This is a genomic window from Brasilonema sennae CENA114 (assembly GCF_006968745.1).
GTDB classification, from domain to species: Bacteria; Cyanobacteriota; Cyanobacteriia; order Cyanobacteriales; family Nostocaceae; genus Brasilonema; species Brasilonema sennae.
This window is the reverse complement of record NZ_CP030118.1, coordinates 3,646,447-3,667,759: the sequence shown is the minus strand read 5'-3', so window position 1 is coordinate 3,667,759 and position 21,313 is coordinate 3,646,447. Positions and strand designations below refer to the sequence as shown.

General features: G+C 41.4%; 19 protein-coding genes and 2 pseudogenes. 11 read left to right on the top strand and 10 right to left on the bottom strand.

Annotated features, from left to right (window positions below; all coding sequences use genetic code 11):
• Window positions 1–216: 216 nt before the first annotated feature.
• Window positions 217–1,035 carry a type 1 glutamine amidotransferase gene (locus DP114_RS15605; RefSeq protein ID WP_171976522.1) on the top strand — a complete coding sequence of 273 codons (819 nt, stop codon included), beginning with the start codon at window positions 217–219 and terminating at the stop codon, window positions 1,033–1,035.
• 163 nt (window positions 1,036–1,198) lie between these two features.
• Here DP114_RS15605 and DP114_RS15600 read toward each other — a convergent pair whose 3' ends face one another.
• The 3 genes and pseudogenes from DP114_RS15600 to DP114_RS35010 form a co-directional block, all read right to left on the bottom strand.
• A complete protein-coding gene (locus tag DP114_RS15600; RefSeq protein WP_171976521.1) occupies window positions 1,199–1,480 on the bottom strand; it encodes a type II toxin-antitoxin system RelE family toxin in 282 nt (93 codons plus the stop codon).
• A complete protein-coding gene (locus tag DP114_RS15595) occupies window positions 1,467–1,736 on the bottom strand; it encodes a type II toxin-antitoxin system Phd/YefM family antitoxin (RefSeq protein WP_171976520.1) in 270 nt (89 codons plus the stop codon). The genes DP114_RS15600 and DP114_RS15595 overlap by 14 nt, the downstream gene beginning before the upstream one ends.
• A 490-nt stretch (window positions 1,737–2,226) precedes the next feature.
• A pseudogene (locus DP114_RS35010) lies at window positions 2,227–2,397 on the bottom strand (IS701 family transposase); the annotation flags it as partial.
• Window positions 2,398–2,757: 360 nt separating this feature from the next.
• Between DP114_RS35010 and DP114_RS15585 the strand changes: the two are divergent.
• The 7 genes and pseudogenes from DP114_RS15585 to DP114_RS15555 all read left to right on the top strand — a co-directional run bounded on the left by DP114_RS15585 (window position 2,758) and on the right by DP114_RS15555 (window position 10,808).
• Window positions 2,758–3,852: a S41 family peptidase gene (locus tag DP114_RS15585; RefSeq protein ID WP_169264805.1), complete on the top strand. Its 1,095-nt coding sequence runs from the start codon at window positions 2,758–2,760 to the stop codon at window positions 3,850–3,852.
• 329 nt (window positions 3,853–4,181) lie between these two features.
• Window positions 4,182–5,408, top strand: coding sequence for a murein transglycosylase A (mltA, locus tag DP114_RS15580; RefSeq protein WP_171976519.1), 1,227 nt, complete (start codon window positions 4,182–4,184; stop codon window positions 5,406–5,408).
• Between the two features lie 40 nt (window positions 5,409–5,448).
• Window positions 5,449–6,339 (top strand): annotated as a pseudogene (locus tag DP114_RS15575) (CHAT domain-containing protein).
• Window positions 6,340–6,710: 371 nt separating this feature from the next.
• On the top strand, window positions 6,711–7,907 hold the full coding sequence (locus DP114_RS15570) for an acyl-CoA dehydrogenase family protein (protein ID WP_171976518.1): 1,197 nt from the start codon (window positions 6,711–6,713) through the stop codon (window positions 7,905–7,907).
• Between the two features lie 440 nt (window positions 7,908–8,347).
• A complete protein-coding gene (locus DP114_RS15565) occupies window positions 8,348–8,851 on the top strand; it encodes a YbjN domain-containing protein (protein ID WP_169264803.1) in 504 nt (167 codons plus the stop codon).
• Window positions 8,852–8,901: 50 nt separating this feature from the next.
• A complete protein-coding gene (locus DP114_RS15560; RefSeq protein WP_171978207.1) occupies window positions 8,902–9,570 on the top strand; it encodes a lipoyl protein ligase domain-containing protein in 669 nt (222 codons plus the stop codon).
• Between the two features lie 218 nt (window positions 9,571–9,788).
• Complete coding sequence (locus DP114_RS15555) at window positions 9,789–10,808, top strand: polysaccharide deacetylase family protein (protein ID WP_171976517.1); 1,020 nt, start codon at window positions 9,789–9,791, stop codon at window positions 10,806–10,808.
• A 39-nt stretch (window positions 10,809–10,847) separates the two neighbouring features.
• Here DP114_RS15555 and DP114_RS15550 read toward each other — a convergent pair whose 3' ends face one another.
• The 6 genes from DP114_RS15550 to crtH all read right to left on the bottom strand — a co-directional run bounded on the left by DP114_RS15550 (window position 10,848) and on the right by crtH (window position 18,816).
• Complete coding sequence (locus DP114_RS15550; protein ID WP_171976516.1) at window positions 10,848–11,462, bottom strand: HD domain-containing protein; 615 nt, start codon at window positions 11,460–11,462, stop codon at window positions 10,848–10,850.
• Between the two features lie 89 nt (window positions 11,463–11,551).
• Window positions 11,552–11,734 (bottom strand): hypothetical protein, encoded by a 183-nt coding sequence (locus tag DP114_RS15545; RefSeq protein ID WP_171976515.1) that lies wholly within the window; start codon window positions 11,732–11,734, stop codon window positions 11,552–11,554.
• Window positions 11,735–11,769: 35 nt separating this feature from the next.
• Window positions 11,770–14,628, bottom strand: a complete 2,859-nt coding sequence (locus DP114_RS15540) for a CHAT domain-containing protein (RefSeq protein WP_171976514.1) — start codon at window positions 14,626–14,628, stop codon at window positions 11,770–11,772.
• 15 nt (window positions 14,629–14,643) lie between these two features.
• Entirely contained in the window at window positions 14,644–15,675 is a 1,032-nt protein-coding gene (locus DP114_RS15535) for a DUF1822 family protein (protein WP_169264798.1), read from the bottom strand.
• A gap of 93 nt (window positions 15,676–15,768) precedes the next feature.
• The gene (locus DP114_RS15530; RefSeq protein WP_246163207.1) at window positions 15,769–17,214 is read right to left on the bottom strand and encodes a hypothetical protein; all 1,446 of its coding nucleotides are present in this window, start codon (window positions 17,212–17,214) and stop codon (window positions 15,769–15,771) included.
• 111 nt (window positions 17,215–17,325) lie between these two features.
• Complete coding sequence (crtH, locus tag DP114_RS15525; RefSeq protein WP_171976513.1) at window positions 17,326–18,816, bottom strand: carotenoid isomerase; 1,491 nt, start codon at window positions 18,814–18,816, stop codon at window positions 17,326–17,328.
• Window positions 18,817–19,162: 346 nt separating this feature from the next.
• Between crtH and upp the strand changes: the two genes are divergently transcribed.
• The 3 genes from upp (at window position 19,163) to DP114_RS15510 (ending at window position 20,684) form a co-directional block, all read left to right on the top strand.
• The gene (upp, locus tag DP114_RS15520) at window positions 19,163–19,813 is read left to right on the top strand and encodes a uracil phosphoribosyltransferase (RefSeq protein WP_169264796.1); all 651 of its coding nucleotides are present in this window, start codon (window positions 19,163–19,165) and stop codon (window positions 19,811–19,813) included.
• 76 nt (window positions 19,814–19,889) lie between these two features.
• On the top strand, window positions 19,890–20,249 hold the full coding sequence (locus DP114_RS15515; RefSeq protein WP_169264795.1) for a ssl2009 family thylakoid membrane protein: 360 nt from the start codon (window positions 19,890–19,892) through the stop codon (window positions 20,247–20,249).
• Between the two features lie 162 nt (window positions 20,250–20,411).
• Complete coding sequence (locus DP114_RS15510) at window positions 20,412–20,684, top strand: YggT family protein (RefSeq protein ID WP_169264794.1); 273 nt, start codon at window positions 20,412–20,414, stop codon at window positions 20,682–20,684.
• A gap of 73 nt (window positions 20,685–20,757) precedes the next feature.
• Here DP114_RS15510 and DP114_RS15505 read toward each other — a convergent pair whose 3' ends face one another.
• The gene (locus DP114_RS15505; RefSeq protein ID WP_246163204.1) at window positions 20,758–21,267 is read right to left on the bottom strand and encodes a hypothetical protein; all 510 of its coding nucleotides are present in this window, start codon (window positions 21,265–21,267) and stop codon (window positions 20,758–20,760) included.
• Window positions 21,268–21,313: the final 46 nt, after the last annotated feature.

Here is a 21,313-nt window from a genome sequence, read left to right as displayed (position 1 = left end):
ATATTTACTGTTCTCGATTCCCTATTCCTTATTCCCGGCGATGCACTGAGCTTGCGCTGCCCTGAGCTTTGTCGTAAAGCCGTGCCGCAGGCTCAGGACTCAGGGTCGAAGTGTTCCCTGTTCCCTCACTAAACCAGATTTTTATATGCACCGGATTTTCCGACTGTAGTAGGGAAAAGTTATGAATTGTAGAGACGCTGCAAATAGTTAGAAATTATGAGTTATCAACAGTATGAATTAACAATTGGTTGGCTGTATCCAAAGCTGATGAGTACGTACGGTGACAGGGGTAATGTCATCTGTATAGAACGGCGAAGTCAATGGCGGGGATACAGTGTCAAAGTTTTACCATTAGATCAAAGCGCGACAGCAGCTGATATTCGTTCAGTAGATGTGATTGTTGGTGGTGGTGCACAAGATCGTCAGCAAGAAATTGTCATGCGCGATTTGCAAGGTGCTAAAGCAGAAGCAATGCGCGAAAAAATTGAAAATGGGACTCCAGGTGTGTTTACCTGTGGTTCACCTCAGTTGTTGGGACATTATTATGAACCAGGTTTTGGACAGCGTATTCAAGGTTTAGGCATATTAGATCTGGTGTCCGTGCATCCAGGGGAAAATGTCCGCCGCTGTATTGGGAATTTGGTCATAGAAGTGACAGCAACTCGTCTGGCGCGGGACTTGGAAGAGATGACAGGTAGCAAACCGTATTTGATTGGTTTTGAAAATCATGGCGGACGCACCAAGCTAGGAAAAGTGGAAGCACTCGGACGCGTGGTGCACGGTTTAGGTAACAATGGCGAGGATGGGACAGAAGGAGCATTTTATCAGAATGCGATCGCGACATATTCTCACGGTCCCCTGTTACCAAAGAACCCCTTTGTCGCTGACTGGCTGATTCAAACAGCGTTGCGGTTGAAATATCAACAGCCGATCACTTTGCCACACATGGATAATACCTTAGCCTTGCAAGCGCGAGAAGCTATGTTTAAGCGGTTGAAGGTTAGTATTCCAACCGTTACGGCTGCGAAAGTTTGAATTTGAGTCAATCGTAGGGTGCGTTAGCGTATGCATAATGCACCACTCATGACATTCCACGTTGGTTTTACCTCACCCCTTAGTCCCCTCCCCTTGGCAAGGGGAGGGGAAATTTTCGCATCACAAATAAATACTACTTTGTAATTTAAAAAGACGAATTAAGTCACCCTAATAAACGCTTTAATCGTTTGTACACATCATCATCATTACGCTTGCCTACTAAAATGATTTCAACTAAATCCTGCTCTGGAAAAAACCTGTAAACAATCCGATACTCACCACTATCGACTCGATAATAACCCTCGTAGCCAGATAACGCTTGACTATCAACAGGTATTGGATCTACATTCAAAGCTAAGACTTTTTTAGCAATTTGAGCGGCGATTTTAGGCTGCAAACCATTGAGAAAATCAAGAACAGTTGCTAAGCCATCAAGTCTCGCCATCTACTAAACGCTCCAGTGCAGATGTAAAAGTCTCTGTACCAACCATTTTTGATTGACTAAGAGCAGTTTTGGCAGCTTGACCTAAAAGCATATCCTCCAATTCTGTCAGTCGATTAATCAATTGATCGTAGCTTTCTGCCGACATAATGACATGGCTAGGTCGTGATTGCTTTGTTAGTAAAACTGGTTCAACAGTCGCCTTGTCAAAAACTTCACCATGTTTGTTGCGAGCATCTGTGAGAGTGTAGATGTGCATAATAAAATTTGTTTTTGACTATTTGAGACATTTTGACTATATTTTAACAGATGCGTAGACGAGTTACCAGCCAGTAGAGGTGAATGCTGCGATCTGCCTTTGGCAGCAAGCTAGCGCCGATAGGCGTAGCCGTGCCGCAGGCATAGGGCGCGCTACGCAAACGCTTATCGCCTAAAGAGCGGCTTCCAAAGGCAGCATCGCGGAGCGTGTCCTATCCCTTCCAGAAAATCCGACTTTTTCTCGTTCCCTGGCTCTTGCATCAATATAATTGAGAGGCAGAGCCTCCTTTTTGGCATTCCCACGCGGAGCATGGGAACCAGAGATCAACCTTCCAGAAAATCCCCTACTCTCTCCATTGGTTGCAAAAAACGAAACCAAAATAAATTTAAGTGACATTACCCATAAAATAACAATAAGTTTTGCAGAATTTATTTGAAGATAACTAAATAATTAGGACTTACGCATTGACAAAAAATCCTATTCATGAATGCTAAGCAGCACAAGTATTGGTAAGATTTTCTACAATATAATCACGCAAGACTAAAGTGAATAAATTTCGTTGCAATCCATACCAATTAGAAATTATATTTTGAGAGCGCATTTTTTCTAAACCAACAAATGCTTGAATCGCACAAAATATGTGTGTTTTGATTGCTTGGGCAACTTAAACCCTTACGGGTTCCCCCCGTTGTAGCGACTGCGAACCCGAAGGGTGGCCGAGCGCTCGCACTCTCGTGTTTTTTAGAGGTATCCTGAACAGCGCTCGGTCAACAACTGGTAGCATCGGTCAATATGGTCGTTTTTCAAAACCTTACGAAGAGCGACTTTTTGGGAACTTTTATCCTTTCTCTTTTTAACAGATGAAATGTGGATTGGTTCTACCTTGATTTGATCACACAATTGAGAGTATTTGTCAATGCGTAAGTCCTATTTACTACTTACCCCCAAACAAGAGTGATTATCATTCTTGTTTGGGTGATTTTATTGCTTGGAAGTCCCTAATCTTGAACACACTCAATCCATGTCTATCTTCATGCCTTTAGAACAACTTTTTTCTCAAAAACCGGATTTGGCTCAACCGGATTTGGCAATTGACCCCAAAGTAGGAGTGCAGATTATCGAAACTCTGATTTCATTTCTGGATAAATATATTTTCCCAGAAGTGGCTCAAAGAATGAAATCCCAGTTCAGGACTCACTTGCAAAATGGAAATTATGCTGACATCACAAGCGCGATCAAATTAGCAGAAGTTTTGACTCAACAAATGCAAACAATTAGCTCTGATCGGCATCTGCAAGTGTTTTACAGCTATAAACCATTGCCTTCGCTTAATGAGCAAGGAAAGCCAACAGCACCAGAGGAGCAACAAAGAAAACGCCGCTATGCCAGATGGCAAAATTTTGGGTTTTATAAAGTTGAACGGTTAGCAGGCAATATTGGCTATCTTGATTTGCGGGCATTTGTCCCACCAGAACTGTCTGGAGAAACGGCGATCGCAGCTATGAATTTTTTGAGTAACACCGAAGCTTTAATCATCGATTTACGACAGAATGGCGGTGGTTCACCCGATACAGTTGCCCTGATTTCAACCTATTTATTCGATCATCAACTTGTGCATCTCAATAATTTACACTGGCGAGAACAAGATGCGAACGGAGTCTATTATGAGCGGGTTCAACAGTACTGGACACTGCCCTATGTTCCTGGACAAAGATATCTCGATAAAGATGTTTATGTGTTGACCAGTTCCTTTAGTTTTTCAGCCGCAGAAGAATTTGCTAATAATTTAAAGCAACTCAAACGCGCCACCATCGTTGGTGAAGTAACAGGTGGAGGAGCGCACCCCGGTGACTTTCTGCTTCTAAGCGATCATTTTGATGTATTTATTCCCACAGGTCGCTCCGTCAATCCAATCACACAAAGAAATTGGGAAGGAACAGGTGTGGAACCCGATATCAAAGTTCCGGGAGAACAAGCCTTGAAAATGGCTCACTTGGCAGCACTGAAGGAACTGCTAACTAAAACAACTGAACCTGAATTTATTAGTGAATTGCAGCAGGCGATGCTCCAGCAGGGAGCCACCCAAAGGGTGATCGCAACTTTAGAGCAAGATTGAGCATCATTACTATCGTATGATCGCTAAAAAATAGCTTTTCAATAACGAGTTACTTTTTATTAACCCCCACGGGTGTATCCCAAGGGGGTTAAGTTTTGAAACGAAAGATTCGTATTGTTTCTTTTATTCCGAGAGAGAAAAGAAAGATTCTTGTATGTAAACCATAAGGGGGGTCTGCCGAGATACCTGTAGTCCGGGGACACCTTGTAAAGTAAAGAAAGCACTAATTTAATTACGTAAGAATCAAAATATATGTAATAAATCTACACACTTATATTGATGTAGCTGGGAGAAGTATAGAATGTTAATTTCCTAAAAATTATCAAACTATGCAATTTCAGCAGAAAAATAAATTAGCAAGATTGATTCTGACAATTTCTCTTTACTGTTTACCCTTATTAGCTTGTAACCAGCCACAACCAATCATTCCAAACAATCAAACACCAAAAGCCACAGAAACCCCAGCAATCCCTACAGCGAAACCTCTATCTCTACAAACATCATTACCACCAGATAAAAATTATTTTCTCGATAATCAAATCTGGGGCAACCCTAGAGATAAACAAAATTTAATTCAAGCCATTGACAATAGTTTAAATTATCTAAAAACTTCAGAAGCCAAAACAGCTTATGAGAACTATACTCCTCCCGAAATTACCAATAAAAGAGTAGAAAAAAGCCTGAAAAGATTTCGAGAATTAGTCAGTAATTCCCAAAATTCCCAAGAATTACAAGCCAGTGTCAACAAAGAATTTGTCTTTTACAAATCTATTGGTACCGATAACCAAGGAACTATTGTTTTCACAGGTTATTACAAACCCATTTACCAGGCAAGTCGCAAGCCAACCGCCGAATATCGTTATCCTATCTACCGCTTACCTGAGGATTTTTCCACCTGGAGTAAACCACATCCCACCCGTTTAGAATTAGAAGGGTCAGACGCTTTACAAGCTGATAAGGGTAAGCTCAAAGGTTTGGAATTATTTTGGTTAAAATCGCGGTTAGATGCTTTTATTGCCCAAGTTCAAGGTTCTGCCGTTTTACAATTTGCAGATGGAACTAAAACCACAATTAACTATGCTGGAAATACCGAACATGATTATGTTAGTTTAGGTAAGGAATTAATTAAAGATGGGAAATTAGATAAAGAAGGAATTACTTTAGAAAAGGTTATTAACTATTTAGAAAAAAATCCCGCCAGCCAAAATATTTACTTACCTCGTAACCCCAGATTTATCTTCTTTAAAGATACAAAAAACGCCCCAACTATTGGCATTCTTAACGTTCCAGTCACCCCCGAAAGGTCAATTGCCACAGATAAATCCTTAATGCCTCCCGGTGCATTAGCTATTATTCGCGCTCCCTTCCCTTTCATCAATCAAGGGAAAATTGAACAGCGTCTTGTCAGTCGTTACGTTCTCGACCAAGATACAGGAGGTGCAATCAAAACTCCGGGTAGAGTTGATTACTATATCGGTGTTGGCAAACAAGCTGGCGAGCGCGCTGGTTCTATTGTTAATAAAGGTGAGCTATATTATCTCCTATTGAAAGATTAATTTAGTCCTCAAAGTATTCAGGGCAAATGCCTAAATACCTTTGCAATCGATTCCCTTTGCCGCATTAACTGAATCAGGAAAATCACCTGCTTCTTCCAATTATCAACCTTTAATCGTCAACCATGAAATAGTCAATCTACCTTCAGCATCAACTATTGCCTTTCATAGACTTGAACTCAAAGGACGCAAAGCCACACCCAAAACCCTCGCCATCTTAGCAGATCCCGTATTCGCCGCAGATGACGATCGCCTGACTGGCAAACCAAAGGGACTCGGTCCTGAACTGGATTTGAGGAGTCAACTACAAGAGTCTGCCCTTAAGCAAGTAGCAAGAAATTTCAACCGCAACGCCTTGAACCGACTTCCAGCTACAGCAGAAGAAGCGAAGGCAATACTGAAACTTGTACCAACATCAAATCACCTGCAAGCTTTTGATTTTGACGCTAACTACAATTGGGCAACTAACAAACAACTCTCGCAATATCGGTTCCTGCATTTTGCTACCCACGGCTTTGCAGATCCCAACAACCCAGAATTGTCAGGAATTATTCTCTCGCTTGTAGACAAAGCTGGTAAACCGATTCAAGGTTATCTGCAGTTGGGTGATATCTTCAACCTCCATTTTTCCGCTGATTTAGTCGTACTGAGTGCCTGCGAAACCTGATTGGGCAAGGATGTCAATGGTGAAGGATTAGTGGGGTTGACAAGAGGCTTGATATATGCAGTAAGTGAAAGGGTGGCTGTGTCTCTGTGGAAAGTTGATGACGAGGGCACATCACAATTGATGCAGGAATTTTATAAGCAAATCTTACAGCAAGGAAAGTCACCTAGTGCTGCTCTACGTGCCGCACAACTGAAGCTGTTGCAAGACTCGAAATGGAATAAACCTTCATATTGGGCGGCGTTCACTTTGCAGGGCGAGTGGAGATGAGGAGTTGATTTTTTTATATGTAATTTTGACATCTTTTTATCTAAATTGCGATGTCTTGAAGTTAGGCGACAAAGACTGAAAACTTTATCTAGTAAGAGTTACAAGACTGAAAAATAACATATGAAACTAAAATTATCGAGTTATAGGCAAGATTTTTCTACCATCTCAAGGGCTATATGATAGTTAGCTAGAGCCATATGGAAAGTTAATCCCAAATTGCTCCTAGTGTTTTGCTCAGGAAACTTGTCAGGGTAAAGGAGAAAGATGTCTTATTTTTTTTTACCCTTTCCCCAACCCACACCCAAGTTTTGGTTGGCAGACTACTAACCTATGGCGTCAAGAACATCCAATGATGAAGGAAAAAATAAATCATGATTGACTTCAGCCTCACTCTTGAACAGCGGATGTTGCAGTCGAAAGCGCTTGAGTTTGCCCAAACAGAGATTAAACCTATTGTTCAAATCATTGAGGAATCTGATAACCCAGAAATAGAACCTTGGGATTTCTGTCAAAGTGTGTTCCGCAAAGGAACTGAACTAGGATTCACGTCATTATTACTCCCAAAAGAGTACGGTGGTTTGGGTGGAAAGTGCGTAGATCTGGTTTTGGTTCTGGAAGAACTAGGTGCAGTTGATGTCAGTATTGCGTCTAGTTACTTTAATCTGACTGCTGCAATGTCCCTTTTCGTGACTAGGGCTGGAACAAGTGAACAGCAAAAGCGAATATTGTCGCATGTTCGTTCCGGGGAACCTCACTTGTATAGTGCTGCAGAAAGTGAGCCAAACGTCGCCACCTCAGATTTGTTTTGTCCAATACCAGATCCTAACATCGGACTTAAGACCTTTGCACAACGCGATGGTGATGCATACATCCTCAACGGGAAAAAGTCATCGTTAGTCACAAATGCTGGGATTGCAGATGCATATTTCATCATTGCACGCACCGCTCTCGATAAGCCTTTGGGCGAGAGTATGTCTATATTCTACATTCCAGCAAATACCCCCGGTCTGAAATTTGGTAACAGAACCGAGATGATTGGTTGGAAACCTTCTCATCATGCAGAAATTCATCTTGACAACGTGCGAGTACCTACAGAGAATCTTCTTGGCAAAGAGGGGGAGGGGGCAAAACTTCTCATGTTGCTTCCTGAAGTGGCTATTGGACTTGCGGCTTGCTACGTTGGTTTGGCTCGCGCTGCATATGAGTATGCTTTAGATTATGCCAAAAAGCGGGTTAGCTGGGGGCGTCCAATTATCCAGCATCAGTCAGTCGCCTTGAAACTTGCTGATATGATGATAAATACCCAGGCTGCGCGATTAACGGTATGGGAGGCAGCAAATACTGCAGACACTAACCTCCAACTCGCTGGAATGGTGAAGGCACCAGCAGCTAAGACTTTTGCTGTGGATGTGGCAATTAAAAACGCCCAAACAGCACTTGAGATTCTTGGTGGCTATGGAGTTACTAAGCAGGCTCAAACAGGTAAGTTTCTTGCCGACGCCTCTATTGGATATTCATGTGACTTCACAAGGGAAGTTCTGCGTCTTGGACTTGTTAACTGTTTGTAGGTTGGTACGGCATTTCACCGTTAGGCTTTTCTTTTCTTGTGCCTGTTGTTCTTGGGGCGAGTAAAAATTGAAATTCAAAATTATTCTTGTTTTTTAAATTATTGTAAGGATTCAGGTCACTCAAGTTTAGACCTGAATCCTTACTTTTCTGTTATATTAAATTACCTTGGCTCAACCTGACTTCTGATCAACCTTTGTACACTCACCAAAGCACGATTCAACTCATAACCCTGCTTCTGGGGATTTTCCAAAACTTTGGGCATGACTTTGGGCAGCTTGGGAAACAACAGACATAAATTGAGACATCCTCGCTATTGTTAGAATGTATCGCAAATTTTCGTAATATTCCCCTTGACTACTTAAGGAGCTTAAAATGATCAGGCACACAAGCTATAAAGTAGTCTAGACGAAACAATTATGCTGTTGAGACAAAAATCTGTATGACAAGCTACCAATCCAATCCAGAAACGCTTGAGAGTGAATCCACATCCACTGATGAACTCATCAATGAGATTATCGAAGAAACAAACGACATTAACTATGTGGAGATCATCGAAAACGTTATCGACACGCTAGAACAAGATGACAGCGCAATGGTGAGTCAGCCTTCAGAAGGTGGTTACCGTTGGAAGTTCAAGTACGGCACAGTGGAAGTGTATGTCCAACTGACTGGAAGAACTGATGAAGATACTTTAACAGTTTGGTCTGCAGTGCTCAAATTACCTGCCAAAGATGAACCTAAGTTAATGCGACAGTTGTTAGAGATGAATGCATCTAGCACCTTTGAATCGCGTTTCGCCTTCATTGAAAACCAAGTTGTCGTACTTGCAACACGCACTCTGGCAGATTTGTCTGCTGGTGAGGCTTCCCGCTTAATTACTATCGTGGCAACGATCGCCGATAACAACGACGAAATATTACAATCTGAATTTGGTGTGGCTTGACTGTAGTGTGGCGATTCATTCCGTTGCTAGAAGCCTCTGGTGATGTGCAGATGGCGATTGACAGCTGGTTGTTAAAACAGCATCAGTCGGGACATCCTCCTGCTTTGCGATTTTACACTTGGTCGCCACCTGCCATTTCTTTAGGCTACCATCAACATAAATATCCTGAACATTGGCAGCATCTGGTTTGGCAAGGTGAGAAAGTGGATTTAGTGCGGCGTCCTACAGGAGGACGTGCAGTGTTACATCAAGGTGATTTAACCTACGCTGTTGTCACATCTGATGTCACATCTGGAATTGTGGGGAGTCGCGTTCAGGTGTACCAAAAAATTTGTGAGTTTTTGATTCAGGGGTGGCGATCGCTCGGCATAGAATTACAATACGGTACAGCTGGACGCGGTTACATCCACAACCCCAACTGTTTTGGCACTGCAACTGGTGCAGATTTAATTTTGCCAGATGGTACTAAACTGATCGGTAGCGCGCAACTGCGACGAGGTGGAGCTATTTTACAACATGGTTCTATGCGTTTGCACCCTTCAGCTGAGTTATTTACTCAAGTATTTGGTACAGAATCTTTTTCTCCTGTCCATTTTCCCCAGAACTTAGATATTGAGAAGATTATTGCCGCTTTAATTGCTGCTGCTGAAGATTGTTTTGGTATGGAGTTAAAAGTGCAACCAATCTCTGAGTCTGAGTGGGAAGCAATTTTGAGCTAGTTAGGCGCTATTGGCTCAAATACCTGTTGGGCAGGGGCAAGCTTCACGAAAACTCCAAGGAATGCGCCACTTTCCTACAACGCTGAGGAACCACTACTAGATGTAAGTCCACCCTTAACATTATAAACCGAGGTAGGGCATTGGACGAAACTGATTTTATACCTACTTCCGTGCGTCAAAAAACATAATTACGAATAATTCTGAATTCTTATCAAAAAATGGTGCCAAAAAATCAGAGAAAGTTTCGTGTCATAGGAATTGCGTTTTTGTCCACAGTTTGTATTTGGTTTTTTGGTTCATACCGGGTGATTGCAAATGAATTTGAAAGTCTGCACTTTCAGACATCACGAATTATAAAAGTTTCCTTAAAACAGCTCAATAATCAACAATTATGTACCCAGTCTCAAAATATAGCTAGGCAACTTGAGCCTATAGGCAATCAAGTATTATCTGGTTCAAAAATATTATTTAAGACTTTTGCAGATGACAAAGTGTTATCAATACCCGCCGAGCCTTTACCAACAATACACCAAGCTGCAAAGAAAGCTAAAGTACCTGTAATTATGTATCACGATATTATCTCAAACAAGAAAGTCATTTATGATATAACACCCCAAGAATTAGAGAAACATTTTGAACTGATTAAATCGACTCAGATGACTCCTATTAGCTTAAATCGACTTTTTGCTCACTTGCGAACAGGAAGCCCATTACCAAAAAAACCTATCTTGTTGACTTTTGATGATGGTTATGGTGGGCACTATGAATATGCTTATCCTCTATTAAAAAAATATGGTTATCCGGCTGTTTTTGCTATTCATACGAGCGGTGTAGGAGTTAATGCTGGTCGTACTCATGTTACTTGGGAACAATTAAGAATTATGGCTAATGACCCACTCATTACAATATCTTCCCACAGCAGAACTCATCCTGCCCTCACAAAAATATCAGATCAACAGCTATATAAAGAAGTTGTGGAATCTAAGCAGATACTTGAAGCTCAATTAAATCGTTCTATTATTTATTTTACTTATCCTTACGGTAACTATGATTCCAGGGTAAAGAAAATAGTTGCAGAAGCCGGATATTTGGCAGCACTTACAATCGGCGATCCAACTGAGATGTTTGCAAACCAGTCAAAGGATTTATTTGCGATCAGTCGTTTTGAGAAATCTCGTCTAGAAAAAGTTATTCCCCAAGCTTGGGGCAGCCCAAATCTGGCACAGTGTAATTCTTGAAGGGGCGTTATACCGCCCCCCTTGTCTTTTTGAGATGTGTCATTTTGCTGGAGTACTTGCAGGAGCATATTTAAGATAACCAGCTGCTATACAATCTTCAATCAGTTGCTGCACAAAAGACCAAAGTTCTGGTGTTCCCGTCTCCACAGGCGCTACCCGTTTCATCACCTGATCGCGTGTAACACTATGAATGCGCCAAGTACCCCCTTGAGTTTGCTGGTTGTGCAGCAAAGGTTGTATGCGATCTAGGGCTGCTGCAAACTTAGCAGTGGGTGTTTGCAGTGTTTCAAACTCTTCCCAAACAGAACGTAACTCACTTGCTTGATCTGCTGGCAAAAGTCCAAATAGACGCAACGCTGCTTGAGCTTCTCGCTCTTGCTTGCTTTCGTTACCCTGCACATCATAACAGAAGGTATCACCTGCATCAATTTCCACCAAATCGTGAATCAGCAGCATCTTGATGGCACGCGATAAGTCAACTCCTTCTGGAGCATATTCTGCTAAGACTACAGCCATTATTGCCAAATGCCAGGAGTGTTCTGCACTATTTTCCCGGCGTGAACCATCAGTCAACAGAGTTTGGCGGAGGATTTGTTTTAGTTTGTCGATTTCGATGATGAATTGTATTTGTTGAGTGAGTCGGGTGATTTGCACTTTCTTGTCCTGCTAAAGAGATTTACAAATATCAGTAGACCGAAAAGTTCTGCTTACTGAAATAGGAAACCACTATAAGTTACACTTTTTCAATCTAAATACGATAGAAACAGTAATCTCAGAAGTAGCGATCGCTCATGGGAGTGCGGCATGACTAAAGGGTGCGATCCTCGAACTGCCCTGCAAGCGCGATCGCCCCTTAGGGGCGGCTCCTCCGGAGTATCGTCTTTACAAAGATTTACAATAAATGTAGAGCCTTTGCGATTCCTCATAGTTCTTCTTGGCTCACTCCTGTTGCTTGCTCCCATTAGAGCCAATTCCCCACTAATACAAAAGGTGCCCAAAAATATGGACTTTTCTGTTGGGCAAAAACAGCTAGTTGAGCACGCTGGAGTGCTTCGGCTTTATTAACTCCTGCTTTCAATTCTTTGTAAAACCAACTCATCAAATTGGCGGTAGCTTCATCATCTACAGACCACAATGTTGCAAGTGTACTACGTGCGCCTGCCTGTACAGCTACTCCAGCAAGTCCCAAAGCGGCTCGCTTGTCTCCAACAGCTGTTTTACAAGCACTCAGCACAAGCAATTCGATAGCACTCGACGTTTTTGTGTCCCTGAATCGCAGTAAGTGATCAAATTCTTTCACCTTAAGTAACTTATCCCAGGTGAGAACAAAAGTTTTTTCTGGATCGGAACTAAACTCACCGTGAGTCGCCAGATGAACTACAGAAAAGGGAGCTGATTGCAATTCTTTTTGGAGATTATGTTCGGTAAACTTTTGATTTAAAAGTTCTTCAGTTTTGGGTACCTCAGACTGGATTTGTTGCAGTTCCTGGGGTACATTTTGGAGCGGAGGAAACTTGCGGTTTTCAATAGTCCGTTCTGCAGCTACTCCAGCAATAATGGTATTTAACTTGACTTTTTGCAATGGTTTGGGATCTAGCAGTTGTAATCCAGGGGCGATCGCGATCGCATACTTTTCAACCAGATATTTCTCATGTTGTTTGTCATAGAGAACTGACATTGGTATGTTACGCAACGCTCCATCTAGGACAAACACTAGGGTTTTGATCCCACTTTTGCTTAACTCTGCTTCAGCAGGTTGAATTAACCAGTCGTATATTTGTTGGGATAGCTGTTTGACTTGAGAAGTTCTGGTGACATCGCGTAAATATTCTGTGAGATTTTCTACAACACGTTCTACCTTATTTTCAGCAATGACAGTTTTGTAGTGCCGCAAGTTCTGATTAGGCAATTTGAGAATAACATCTAAACGGTCTGGTAAAATGATTGGATAGAGAACTGCTGAGCGTGAGTCTTTTTTATCAACAATTAGATCAAGTTTCTGCTTTGCAGTTAAACATGCTGAGCGAAAGAAATTATCTAATTCTGCAATTTGCAGTGCTTCTATTACAAAACGAGCTTGCTGCAGATTTTTTTGGTTTTCTGACTTTTGGCTTTCTTGATGTTGGATACTCTCGTTCTCTGTTTGCAATAGCAATGCGACTAACTCCCGATACACAGGTTCCACACTTTCACGGAAGGAAAACTGAATGTCTGGATTGATAGCAACTAAATCACTACGTAAAGTTTGGAGAGTGTTAAAAGCTTCAGAATAGTAAGCAATTGCAGTTTTTTGATTTCCCTGCTGCTTGTATATACGTCCTAGTTGCCATTGCCATTGATAAACTATATCTAATGCATGAAGATTTTGAGCTATAACTAAAGCTTTCTGAGTGAGCTTTTGGGCATCCGTAAACTGCTGATTGATTTGATACAAATTCCCAAGAGTCCCAAGGGCATAAGATTCTGCTCGGTTGTCTTGTAAACTTTGCGCCTGCTGAACTGCATTAGCTAGTATCTGGGCTGAAGTTTCTAGCACAGAAGGGGATGAGGGAGATGTAGCACGATTCTCCATGAGCAATGTCGCCCGCCCAGAACTGAAGTTCCGGGGTAATAATCCAAGTCCATTAAAATTGACTAAAAACTTTGATGAGTCGGTATTTTGTTCTGTTGAGAAGACTTTTGCTACTCGCGGGGGGTTTCCAACCCTTGGCGGAATCGTCTTACAACTGGTGCAAGAGTTTAGTTTCATCAAACTTTGGGCAAAGTTTATTTTTGCCTCAACTACCATCCGACTTGCCGGCAAGTTGTTGATTTCAGATTGGATTTGGGACGATAATGCTGATGCATCTGCAAATTGCTTTGTCTCAACAAGTAGGCTTAGTCGATTCAGATGTGCCTGAGTACGTGTAGTTGAATCAGTTGAAGCACTTGCAGCTTGCTGGTAATAATCCAATGCCTTTTTTTTATCATGCTGGGCACGGGCAGTGTTTCCCAAGCTAAAGAGAGTTTCAGCGATTATTTGATCAGACGACGTCGCTTTTGCAAGTGCTAAACTTTGCTGCAATACCTGCTGAGATTCCTTTAAATCACCAACGACTTGCATAATGTTGCCAAGACTCAATAGTCCCGATGCTTTTGTTGATGAGTCGCTTTGGTTTTGAAAAGTTTGCGAAACTTCAGTTAAAATTTTCTTTGCTTGACGGTATCGTCCTAAAACTTGTAGAGCTTGAGCCGAGTTAATCTGGTTACGGGTGAATGCAGCAGTGTCTTTGATTTGCTGATAAATCCCAGCAGCTTGTTGCCAAGTGGTCAATGCTGCTTCAGATTGTCCCCGCGATAATTGTAAGCGTCCTTGCACATCGAGGGCTTGTGCTAGGATATTAGAACTTTCTTGGGAATTCTTTAAACTTTTTAATAAATTGAGACTTTGAGCGATCGCTTTTTCAGCTTGGTTCCATAAACTGAGTTGTTGAAAAGCTAAACAGAGATTGCTCAAAGTTACAGCTTCCCCTAAATAATCTCCCTGAGTTCTAAAAGCAGCAGAAGCCTCTTGCAACACTTTAACAGCAAGGGTAAACTGTCCAGCCTCGTAAAGTTTTTTACCCTGTTGCACAAGGTCTTGTGTTTTACCCTCGCTAATTGTAAATTGATGAACAGTAGAATTGACAAGAGGAGCTTGTGCCAACACTGGTGATATGAGCACGCAGACAAACATCGCAATTGCTGCGAGTATTGGTTGAGCTATCCAACTTCTACCTGGGTATTTAAATGAAACAATGGATTTTATAATACGGAAAAATACAGGCTTTTTTCCCGCCATGCTCTTTCCCCTTGATTACAATTCAAAGTCTTCTTTCACCTTTCTATTTTCTCCTAAACTTAACTCAACACTAAAGCGTTTTCCTGATTCCCCTTTGAAAAATTTTAGTTGAATGTAGTTATCTTGCAACCTCGAAGTGACTTCCTGAAGGGTTTTTCCTGCTTTAGACAGCAAAGTCAATTTCAGATCAGGCGGCAAATATCTTTCTCCACCCGTGGGATGTACCTGGATCAAAACACCTAATTTTTCATCGCTTTCCTCTGTGATATTTACCAAAAGAGCCACAGTTTTGTAACCGAGTTGCACCCCCAAGTCAATCAGTTTAGCTTTTTTAGCACCTCTTTGTGTAATTCTAGTACTAAGAGCTAAATTTGCCTCTGGATTTATCAGGGTGTCAATTGTTTGCCAGCTTTGTTCAAACACTCCCTCTAACCATTCACTCAACTTGGTTATGGTATTATTCAAAGACCTCTGGAGTGAGACTAAAGAAGATTGAGCGGAAGTTACAGGTAAAGGAATAGCTAAAGGTTCCGAGAAATAGTAGTAGAACAATAAGTGATTGAGTTCGGTATCAAATAAAGACAGCGGTACTTGGTAATAACCATCCCGAAGCTCTAAATTGAATTGATTACGATAATTCATCAGTTCGTCGTAGCGCAAAACTCCTCTAATAATTACTTGTTCTTCCTCTTCTAACACCTCAACAACGACATAAAAATGAACAGCCGCAGAACTTGGGATTTTAACAACTTCATCCAGCAAATGTTCGATCGCAATTGGACAAATTTTATAATCTCCTAAATGCAGATGATAAATATCCTCAAGAACATTCGTCTCTTTACAAATCACTTTTTGTGGTATGCGTGTACTTAGCCATTTTTCACAACCAATGCTTGCCAGTGTATTTAGATAAGTTTGCCATTGTTGTGCTTCGCTATTTACGAATTTGCTGTTATCGATTGCGTTGTCAAAGTCTTCTAGCTCTAGCCAAATAACTTCTGAGAGCAAAAGTCTTATATCATTTGAATTAACCGGATAATTAAGCATGATTGTATTCCTGATTTGTGTTTTATATTTAAGATTTTCCTGGGTTCACTTCAAGACAAGGATTTGAGGATATGAGCGTAAGTTGTATGCACGTTATTCTATATATTTGCGAATTTGCTGAGCATATAAGCTATTCATCGAACGGCCTTTTCCAACTCTGATTTCTTCTGCCGCTTCTCTAAAGATTTCCTCATCGGCAAAAGCTTCAATCTCTTCGGCTAATTTTTTGACATATTCTGGTTCAGCAGGAATTTTGGTTAAACCTTTTTCCTCAGCCTTGCTTAAAACACTATCAAGAACTTGTTTCACTGTTCTGGTACGTATTTTACTGAGCAATTCTCCTGGATTCAACACTCGTCGAGCTTGATCCCAACTTGTCATTCCCAATTGTGGTGCAATATCCTTAAGAGATAAACTCTGACAGTAATATAACTGTAAACCAGGAATAAATTGTTCAGCGAAAATACTATAATGCTTGCTTTTTTTTAAATAGTTTATGCGATCGCCTATTTCTTGCATAATCGCATTACTCAAGGTTAAGCTAAGTTGATCGTGCAAAAAATCCAAGATTTCCTGCTCTTCTATATCCACTTCATTAAAATTGTTAATGGGTAAATCTGTTCTATATGTATAACCTCCTGTATTAGAATCGTGGACTTCTAAAGATTCTCGACAACTCCATATATCATAGTGTCTGAGTTGTCGAACAACCTGTTTGAGTTCAGTCATTAACTCAAAAGTTGAATTGATAATAATATCTCTTTTTTGCAATTCATTGAGCATTTCTTCCATCTGAGGACTTGATGGTTCTGGACATTTTCTGACTCCCTTTGAATTTTTTTGAACTCTGTCACGACGATAGACAGCATGAAAAACTTCTACCAAGTGGCGATCGCGCTTTGATAAACTTTCCAATTGTTTTACTCTAACTCTATTCAGAAGCGCCCAATCACTGAAGTGCTGAAATCCAAACTCAGCTAAAAAATCTTTTAATTCGGGGTTTTGTGTAGTTTTCAAGAATGCCCAATTGTCTAAGCTCATTTTAGACTTTAGATCGGCATTAAATGTCTGCAAAATTTTGAGCGAAAAAAAGTTGTAACTTCTTGTCCTACTTTCCCCATTCTTATCCAGCTTGAGTTGAGTTTTTCCATCTCCATCTACAATAATTAAAGTTTCTCCATCGTCATCCAAGACAAACCTAAGCAATTCCTGGTAGGTAAAAAACTTGTCACCACTGAATAAATTGTCAATTTTTTGACACGCTCTTAAGATGGGTTCAGAAACATAAGACCGCAAACAAAGTCCTGCTTTGGCGCGACTTGTAACATCAACTACAGAATTTTCACCGCCAAAATAGGATAGCAAATCAGCTTGGATATTAGCTGGAGCGAGATTGTGAATCTGTTGGATAAACTCCTGTGCAGCAGGAACTGAACGATGTTCGTATCCAACTCTTTGACTGGTACTTATTCTATAAATTTTCCAGTATCTAGATAATACATCCATGGCGAGTGCATACTCCAGGATAACCAATCCCATATAGTTGCACTCTATATATAAGTGCCCGTGTTTTTAACTTATGCAGTTCTCCCAGTCTCCTTAACTGTGAATAAACACGCTTAACGCTTAACAGGCAAGAAGGGAGATGGTCTACAATCCTAAATCTACGGCAATGCGATGGGCGCAGGCAAACCCAGAAAACGCCACTGCATTTAAACCCTGACCTGGAAACGTACTATCTCCCACACAATAAAGTCCTGGGATAGATGTTTTATTAAACGGCATCCCCAGCAACCCCCGTAACTTCCGGCGCGGAATCGGTCCGTAAGTTCCATCCTGACGACCTAAAAAGCGGCGATAAGTTAATGGCGTCCCCACCTCCAGATAATCCAACCCCGCATTCAAACCAGGAAAAATCTTCTCCAGACGGTCAATAATTCGCCAAGCTGCTTCTTCCTTCTTCACCTGGTATTCCTTTGCACAGAGTCCTTGCCATTCATCAATCCAGTGAGGTGTAAAGGCGTGAATAATGTGATGTCCTGCTGGCGCTAAATCTGCGTCAAGCAACGTCGGGATAGACACAAATAAAGTCCCTTCCGGTTCTGTTATCTTTTCCCAATCTTCTAACACGATATGATGACACTCCGTCCCCTTTGGCAAAATTTCTGCCTTCACTCCCATGTGTAAACTGAGAAAACTGGGTGATTTTTGATAGCGTTGCTGCCAGTTTGTTTCACCAAAAGAAAATTGTTCTTGAGTGAGTAATTTTTCAAATGTATCCCAACGTGTTGCATTGGACACGATGCGCTTCGCACGGTGCGTCTGACCGTTAGCGAGTTGTACTCCCACAGCTTGTCTGTTTTCTATAATAATTTTTGTTACCCTAGCTTGGTACTGAATCTGACTACCTGCTTTGACAAGCCCCTCTACTAATTTTTGGGCAATTTGTCCGACGCCCCCTTTAGGGTAGTTAACTCCTCCATAGTGCCTGTCAGAAAATACCATTCCAGCATTTATCATTGGTGTCATCTCAGCTGGTACGACCGACCAGCAATAACACTCCATATCTATAAATTTCAACAACTCAGAGTCTTGAATATAGCGTCGGGCTATATCTCCAGCATTTTGGGGCAGATACTTTACCAAACCAAGACATGCCAAAGGATGCTGAAAAAATACACGCATTAAATACCGGGGTTCTTCTAGGGACAGCAAGTCAATGCTGTTAAGACAATCAAAGACTTTCCAGCATTCGTCATAAAATCGACGAATCCCTTGGCTTTCATTAGGAAAATACGCAGTCACATGTTGTAAAAATTTTTCATACACTTTATCAACCTTTAGGTTTAAGCCATTAGGCAGATGATAGTGAATTTGTACTGGATCGGGAATCACTTCTAAGCTAACGTTAACAGCTTGCAAAGCACGAGTGAGTAAGTTGGTGCTACCGTTCTGCCCAAACCCAAAAATCATCGACGCCCCAACATCAAAGCGATAGCCTTGCCGTTGAAAGTAACCCGCACTACCTCCTGGAATCAGATAACGTTCTAGTACGAGTACCTTAGCACCTTTTGCCGCCAGCTGAGTTGCTGTCACTAAGCCACCAATTCCAGATCCAATGACGATAACATCACTCTGCATGCATTTTTTTGTTATTTGTCGCTTGTCCTTTGTTTTAGTAAATCATGATAAGACTCGTATTTGATTTTTGCGAAGCTTCGTACAGTTTATCTTAAAGCGTTAAGCGTTCCCTATAACAAAAAAGAGGGAAAAGCCTGCTACCGCTGGCCAATCCCGTCTGCCGATCCTTAAAGAGAGGAGAACACTGAAAATACAATATAACCTTGATTGAGAATCTATGTCAACTACTATTGAAAAAAAATTTCAATAAATTTTTTCGTGCTAATTATAGCAGTGAGTTGCATACAAAAAAAAGTATTATGATGTTTCAGTTGTTATACCATATAGAAAAAGCCCATTTCTGGCTATGACGCTACAATTGCGTGTTTATGTCCCGCCCCACCCCCTAATCAAGCACTGGTTAGCAGTTGCCCGTGATGCTGCCACACCCTCCGTATTATTTCGCAGTGCGATGACTGAGTTAGGACGTTGGTTGACTTACGAAGCTGCTAGAGAGTGGTTGCCAACTCAAGAAGCGACAGTGCAAACCCCTTTGGATGTCAGCCCAGCAACTTTAATAGATCCAACGGTTCCAATGGCAGTGGTACCGATTCTGCGAGCTGGGCTAGGATTACTAGAGGGAGCACAAACAGTGTTACCTTTGGCGTCGATTTATCATCTTGGTTTAGTGCGAGATGAAAAAACACTCCAACCCTCTACTTACTTAAACAAATTGCCAGAAAAATTCCAACCGCAAACGCGAGTGTTAGTCACCGATCCAATGTTAGCCACTGGAGGGTCGATGATGAATGCAATGGCAGAATTAACACAACGGGGTATTGATCCAGCCCTAACGCGGATTGTATCTGTGGTAGCAGCTCCACCAGCTTTACAAAAACTGAATGATGCTTATCCAGGTTTAATTGTTTACACAGCGACTATTGACGCAACAGTCAACAATCAAGGATTTATCATACCAGGATTAGGAGATGCAGGCGATCGCATCTTTGGAACATAAGCTAATATGCACATTCGACAGCATGAGGTGCAAAAACAACCCAACAGGTGCAGCGTTTCTTCAAGGCAGTAAAATTATGAGTCAGCAAGATAGTTTTGCAAGTGGTTTTTTTGCCGGAGCAATTTTCGGTGGTGTGGTTGGTGGTATTATCGGTACGCTTGTTGCCACAAGACGTGATCCAGAACAAATCCTAGAGGAAGAGCCTCAAACAACCACCAACTTAACAGAAGCTAAAAAAGCAGCCAAAAGACGTCAGATGAGAGCTTCGGAAAATGAGAATATGGAAATGGAAGTGGCACGGCGATCACTTGAAGATAAAATCGCCCAGCTCAATGCCACAATAGACGAAGTCCGACAGCAGCTAGGGAATGTGAATGCCAATTCAGAGCAGCTGATTCACGAACGTTCTTCGTCGCGTAGCCAGGAGTTACGCTAATTAGCGAGCATTAGCAGATCGCAAATGCTAACTACAAATGGTGAGAAACCGCAGAGTATTTATCATGGAGACATGCAGAATCTGCAACCGCCATTTGACTTAGCCTCATTTAAAATCGAAGATAAGACCGCTTTTGACACTTCGTAGGAAATTAACCAATCCATGGATTTACTGATTGACACACTGAGCAAATTCATACAAATTTATAGTCTTCTACTGATTATTAGAGTCCTGTTAACATGGTTTCCCAGCATCAACTGGTATAATCAACCGTTTGCAGCGTTAAGCCAAATAAGCGACCCCTATCTGAATCTGTTCCGTTCAATTATTCCCCCATTGGGCGGTATTGATGTTTCACCGATATTGGCTTTTCTATTACTCAACGTATTAGGCGGTTTGCTCTCTTATCTAAGCGCCAATCCATTAGTTGGTTAAGTCTAAAGTTGAGAAATATGAACCTTTGTAGAGACGGAGGTTGACAACGTCTCTACATATTCATATTGTTCAACTACTTACGGACTTGAGCGCTAAATCCAGCCGCCTTGAACTTCTTCAACTTCAAAGGTTCAGGCTGGTTTGCTGCTACAGAAATCCTCAATTCAAAATCACTAACACCCGGTGGAATTTCCTTGATAGAACCAAGACGGTTACGGTTTTCCATGGCAGAATTATTGTTAGCATCATAAATGCGCCCAAAAATATCTGCATCGTAGACAGTTTTGTTCGTGCCATTTTGAGCTTTGCCTGTGACTATAAAGCAATTTGCTGCCATAGTCGTACCACTTGTCACAGATCCTTTTCCTATTTCTGATGGACATTTGTGATAGGAAAGCTCAGAGAGTTTTATCTGTGTCAGCGCTAGAGCACTTGGCGTAAACACCCACGATACAATTCCTATGACACAGGAAACCAAAATCACCTTCAAGACTATTGAGTACTGAATCCTCAATCTTGAGTAATTCTTTGTAAATAAGGGCACAGAATTTAAGAACGATACTAAGCTATTTTTCTTTTGCATATCTCCAACAACAAGAATAACAAAACAATGCACCGATAAAAAGGCT

Coding starts and splice junctions, on each gene's coding strand:
- DP114_RS15600 (WP_171976521.1), bottom strand. CDS start 1,480: ATGGCGAGACTTGATGGCTTAGCAACTGTTCTTGATTTTCTCAATGGT.
- DP114_RS15595 (WP_171976520.1), bottom strand. CDS start 1,736: ATGCACATCTACACTCTCACAGATGCTCGCAACAAACATGGTGAAGTT.
- crtH (WP_171976513.1), bottom strand. CDS start 18,816: ATGCAGAGTGATGTTATCGTCATTGGATCTGGAATTGGTGGCTTAGTG.
- DP114_RS15545 (WP_171976515.1), bottom strand. CDS start 11,734: ATGAGGAATCGCAAAGGCTCTACATTTATTGTAAATCTTTGTAAAGAC.
- DP114_RS15510 (WP_169264794.1), top strand. CDS start 20,412: ATGGATTTACTGATTGACACACTGAGCAAATTCATACAAATTTATAGT.
- DP114_RS15540 (WP_171976514.1), bottom strand. CDS start 14,628: ATGGCGGGAAAAAAGCCTGTATTTTTCCGTATTATAAAATCCATTGTT.
- DP114_RS15535 (WP_169264798.1), bottom strand. CDS start 15,675: ATGCTTAATTATCCGGTTAATTCAAATGATATAAGACTTTTGCTCTCA.
- DP114_RS15515 (WP_169264795.1), top strand. CDS start 19,890: ATGAGTCAGCAAGATAGTTTTGCAAGTGGTTTTTTTGCCGGAGCAATT.
- DP114_RS15530 (WP_246163207.1), bottom strand. CDS start 17,214: ATGGGATTGGTTATCCTGGAGTATGCACTCGCCATGGATGTATTATCT.
- DP114_RS15570 (WP_171976518.1), top strand. CDS start 6,711: ATGATTGACTTCAGCCTCACTCTTGAACAGCGGATGTTGCAGTCGAAA.
- DP114_RS15585 (WP_169264805.1), top strand. CDS start 2,758: ATGTCTATCTTCATGCCTTTAGAACAACTTTTTTCTCAAAAACCGGAT.
- DP114_RS15555 (WP_171976517.1), top strand. CDS start 9,789: ATGGTGCCAAAAAATCAGAGAAAGTTTCGTGTCATAGGAATTGCGTTT.
- mltA (WP_171976519.1), top strand. CDS start 4,182: ATGCAATTTCAGCAGAAAAATAAATTAGCAAGATTGATTCTGACAATT.
- DP114_RS15605 (WP_171976522.1), top strand. CDS start 217: ATGAGTTATCAACAGTATGAATTAACAATTGGTTGGCTGTATCCAAAG.
- DP114_RS15565 (WP_169264803.1), top strand. CDS start 8,348: ATGACAAGCTACCAATCCAATCCAGAAACGCTTGAGAGTGAATCCACA.
- DP114_RS15560 (WP_171978207.1), top strand. CDS start 8,902: ATGGCGATTGACAGCTGGTTGTTAAAACAGCATCAGTCGGGACATCCT.
- upp (WP_169264796.1), top strand. CDS start 19,163: ATGACGCTACAATTGCGTGTTTATGTCCCGCCCCACCCCCTAATCAAG.
- DP114_RS15505 (WP_246163204.1), bottom strand. CDS start 21,267: ATGCAAAAGAAAAATAGCTTAGTATCGTTCTTAAATTCTGTGCCCTTA.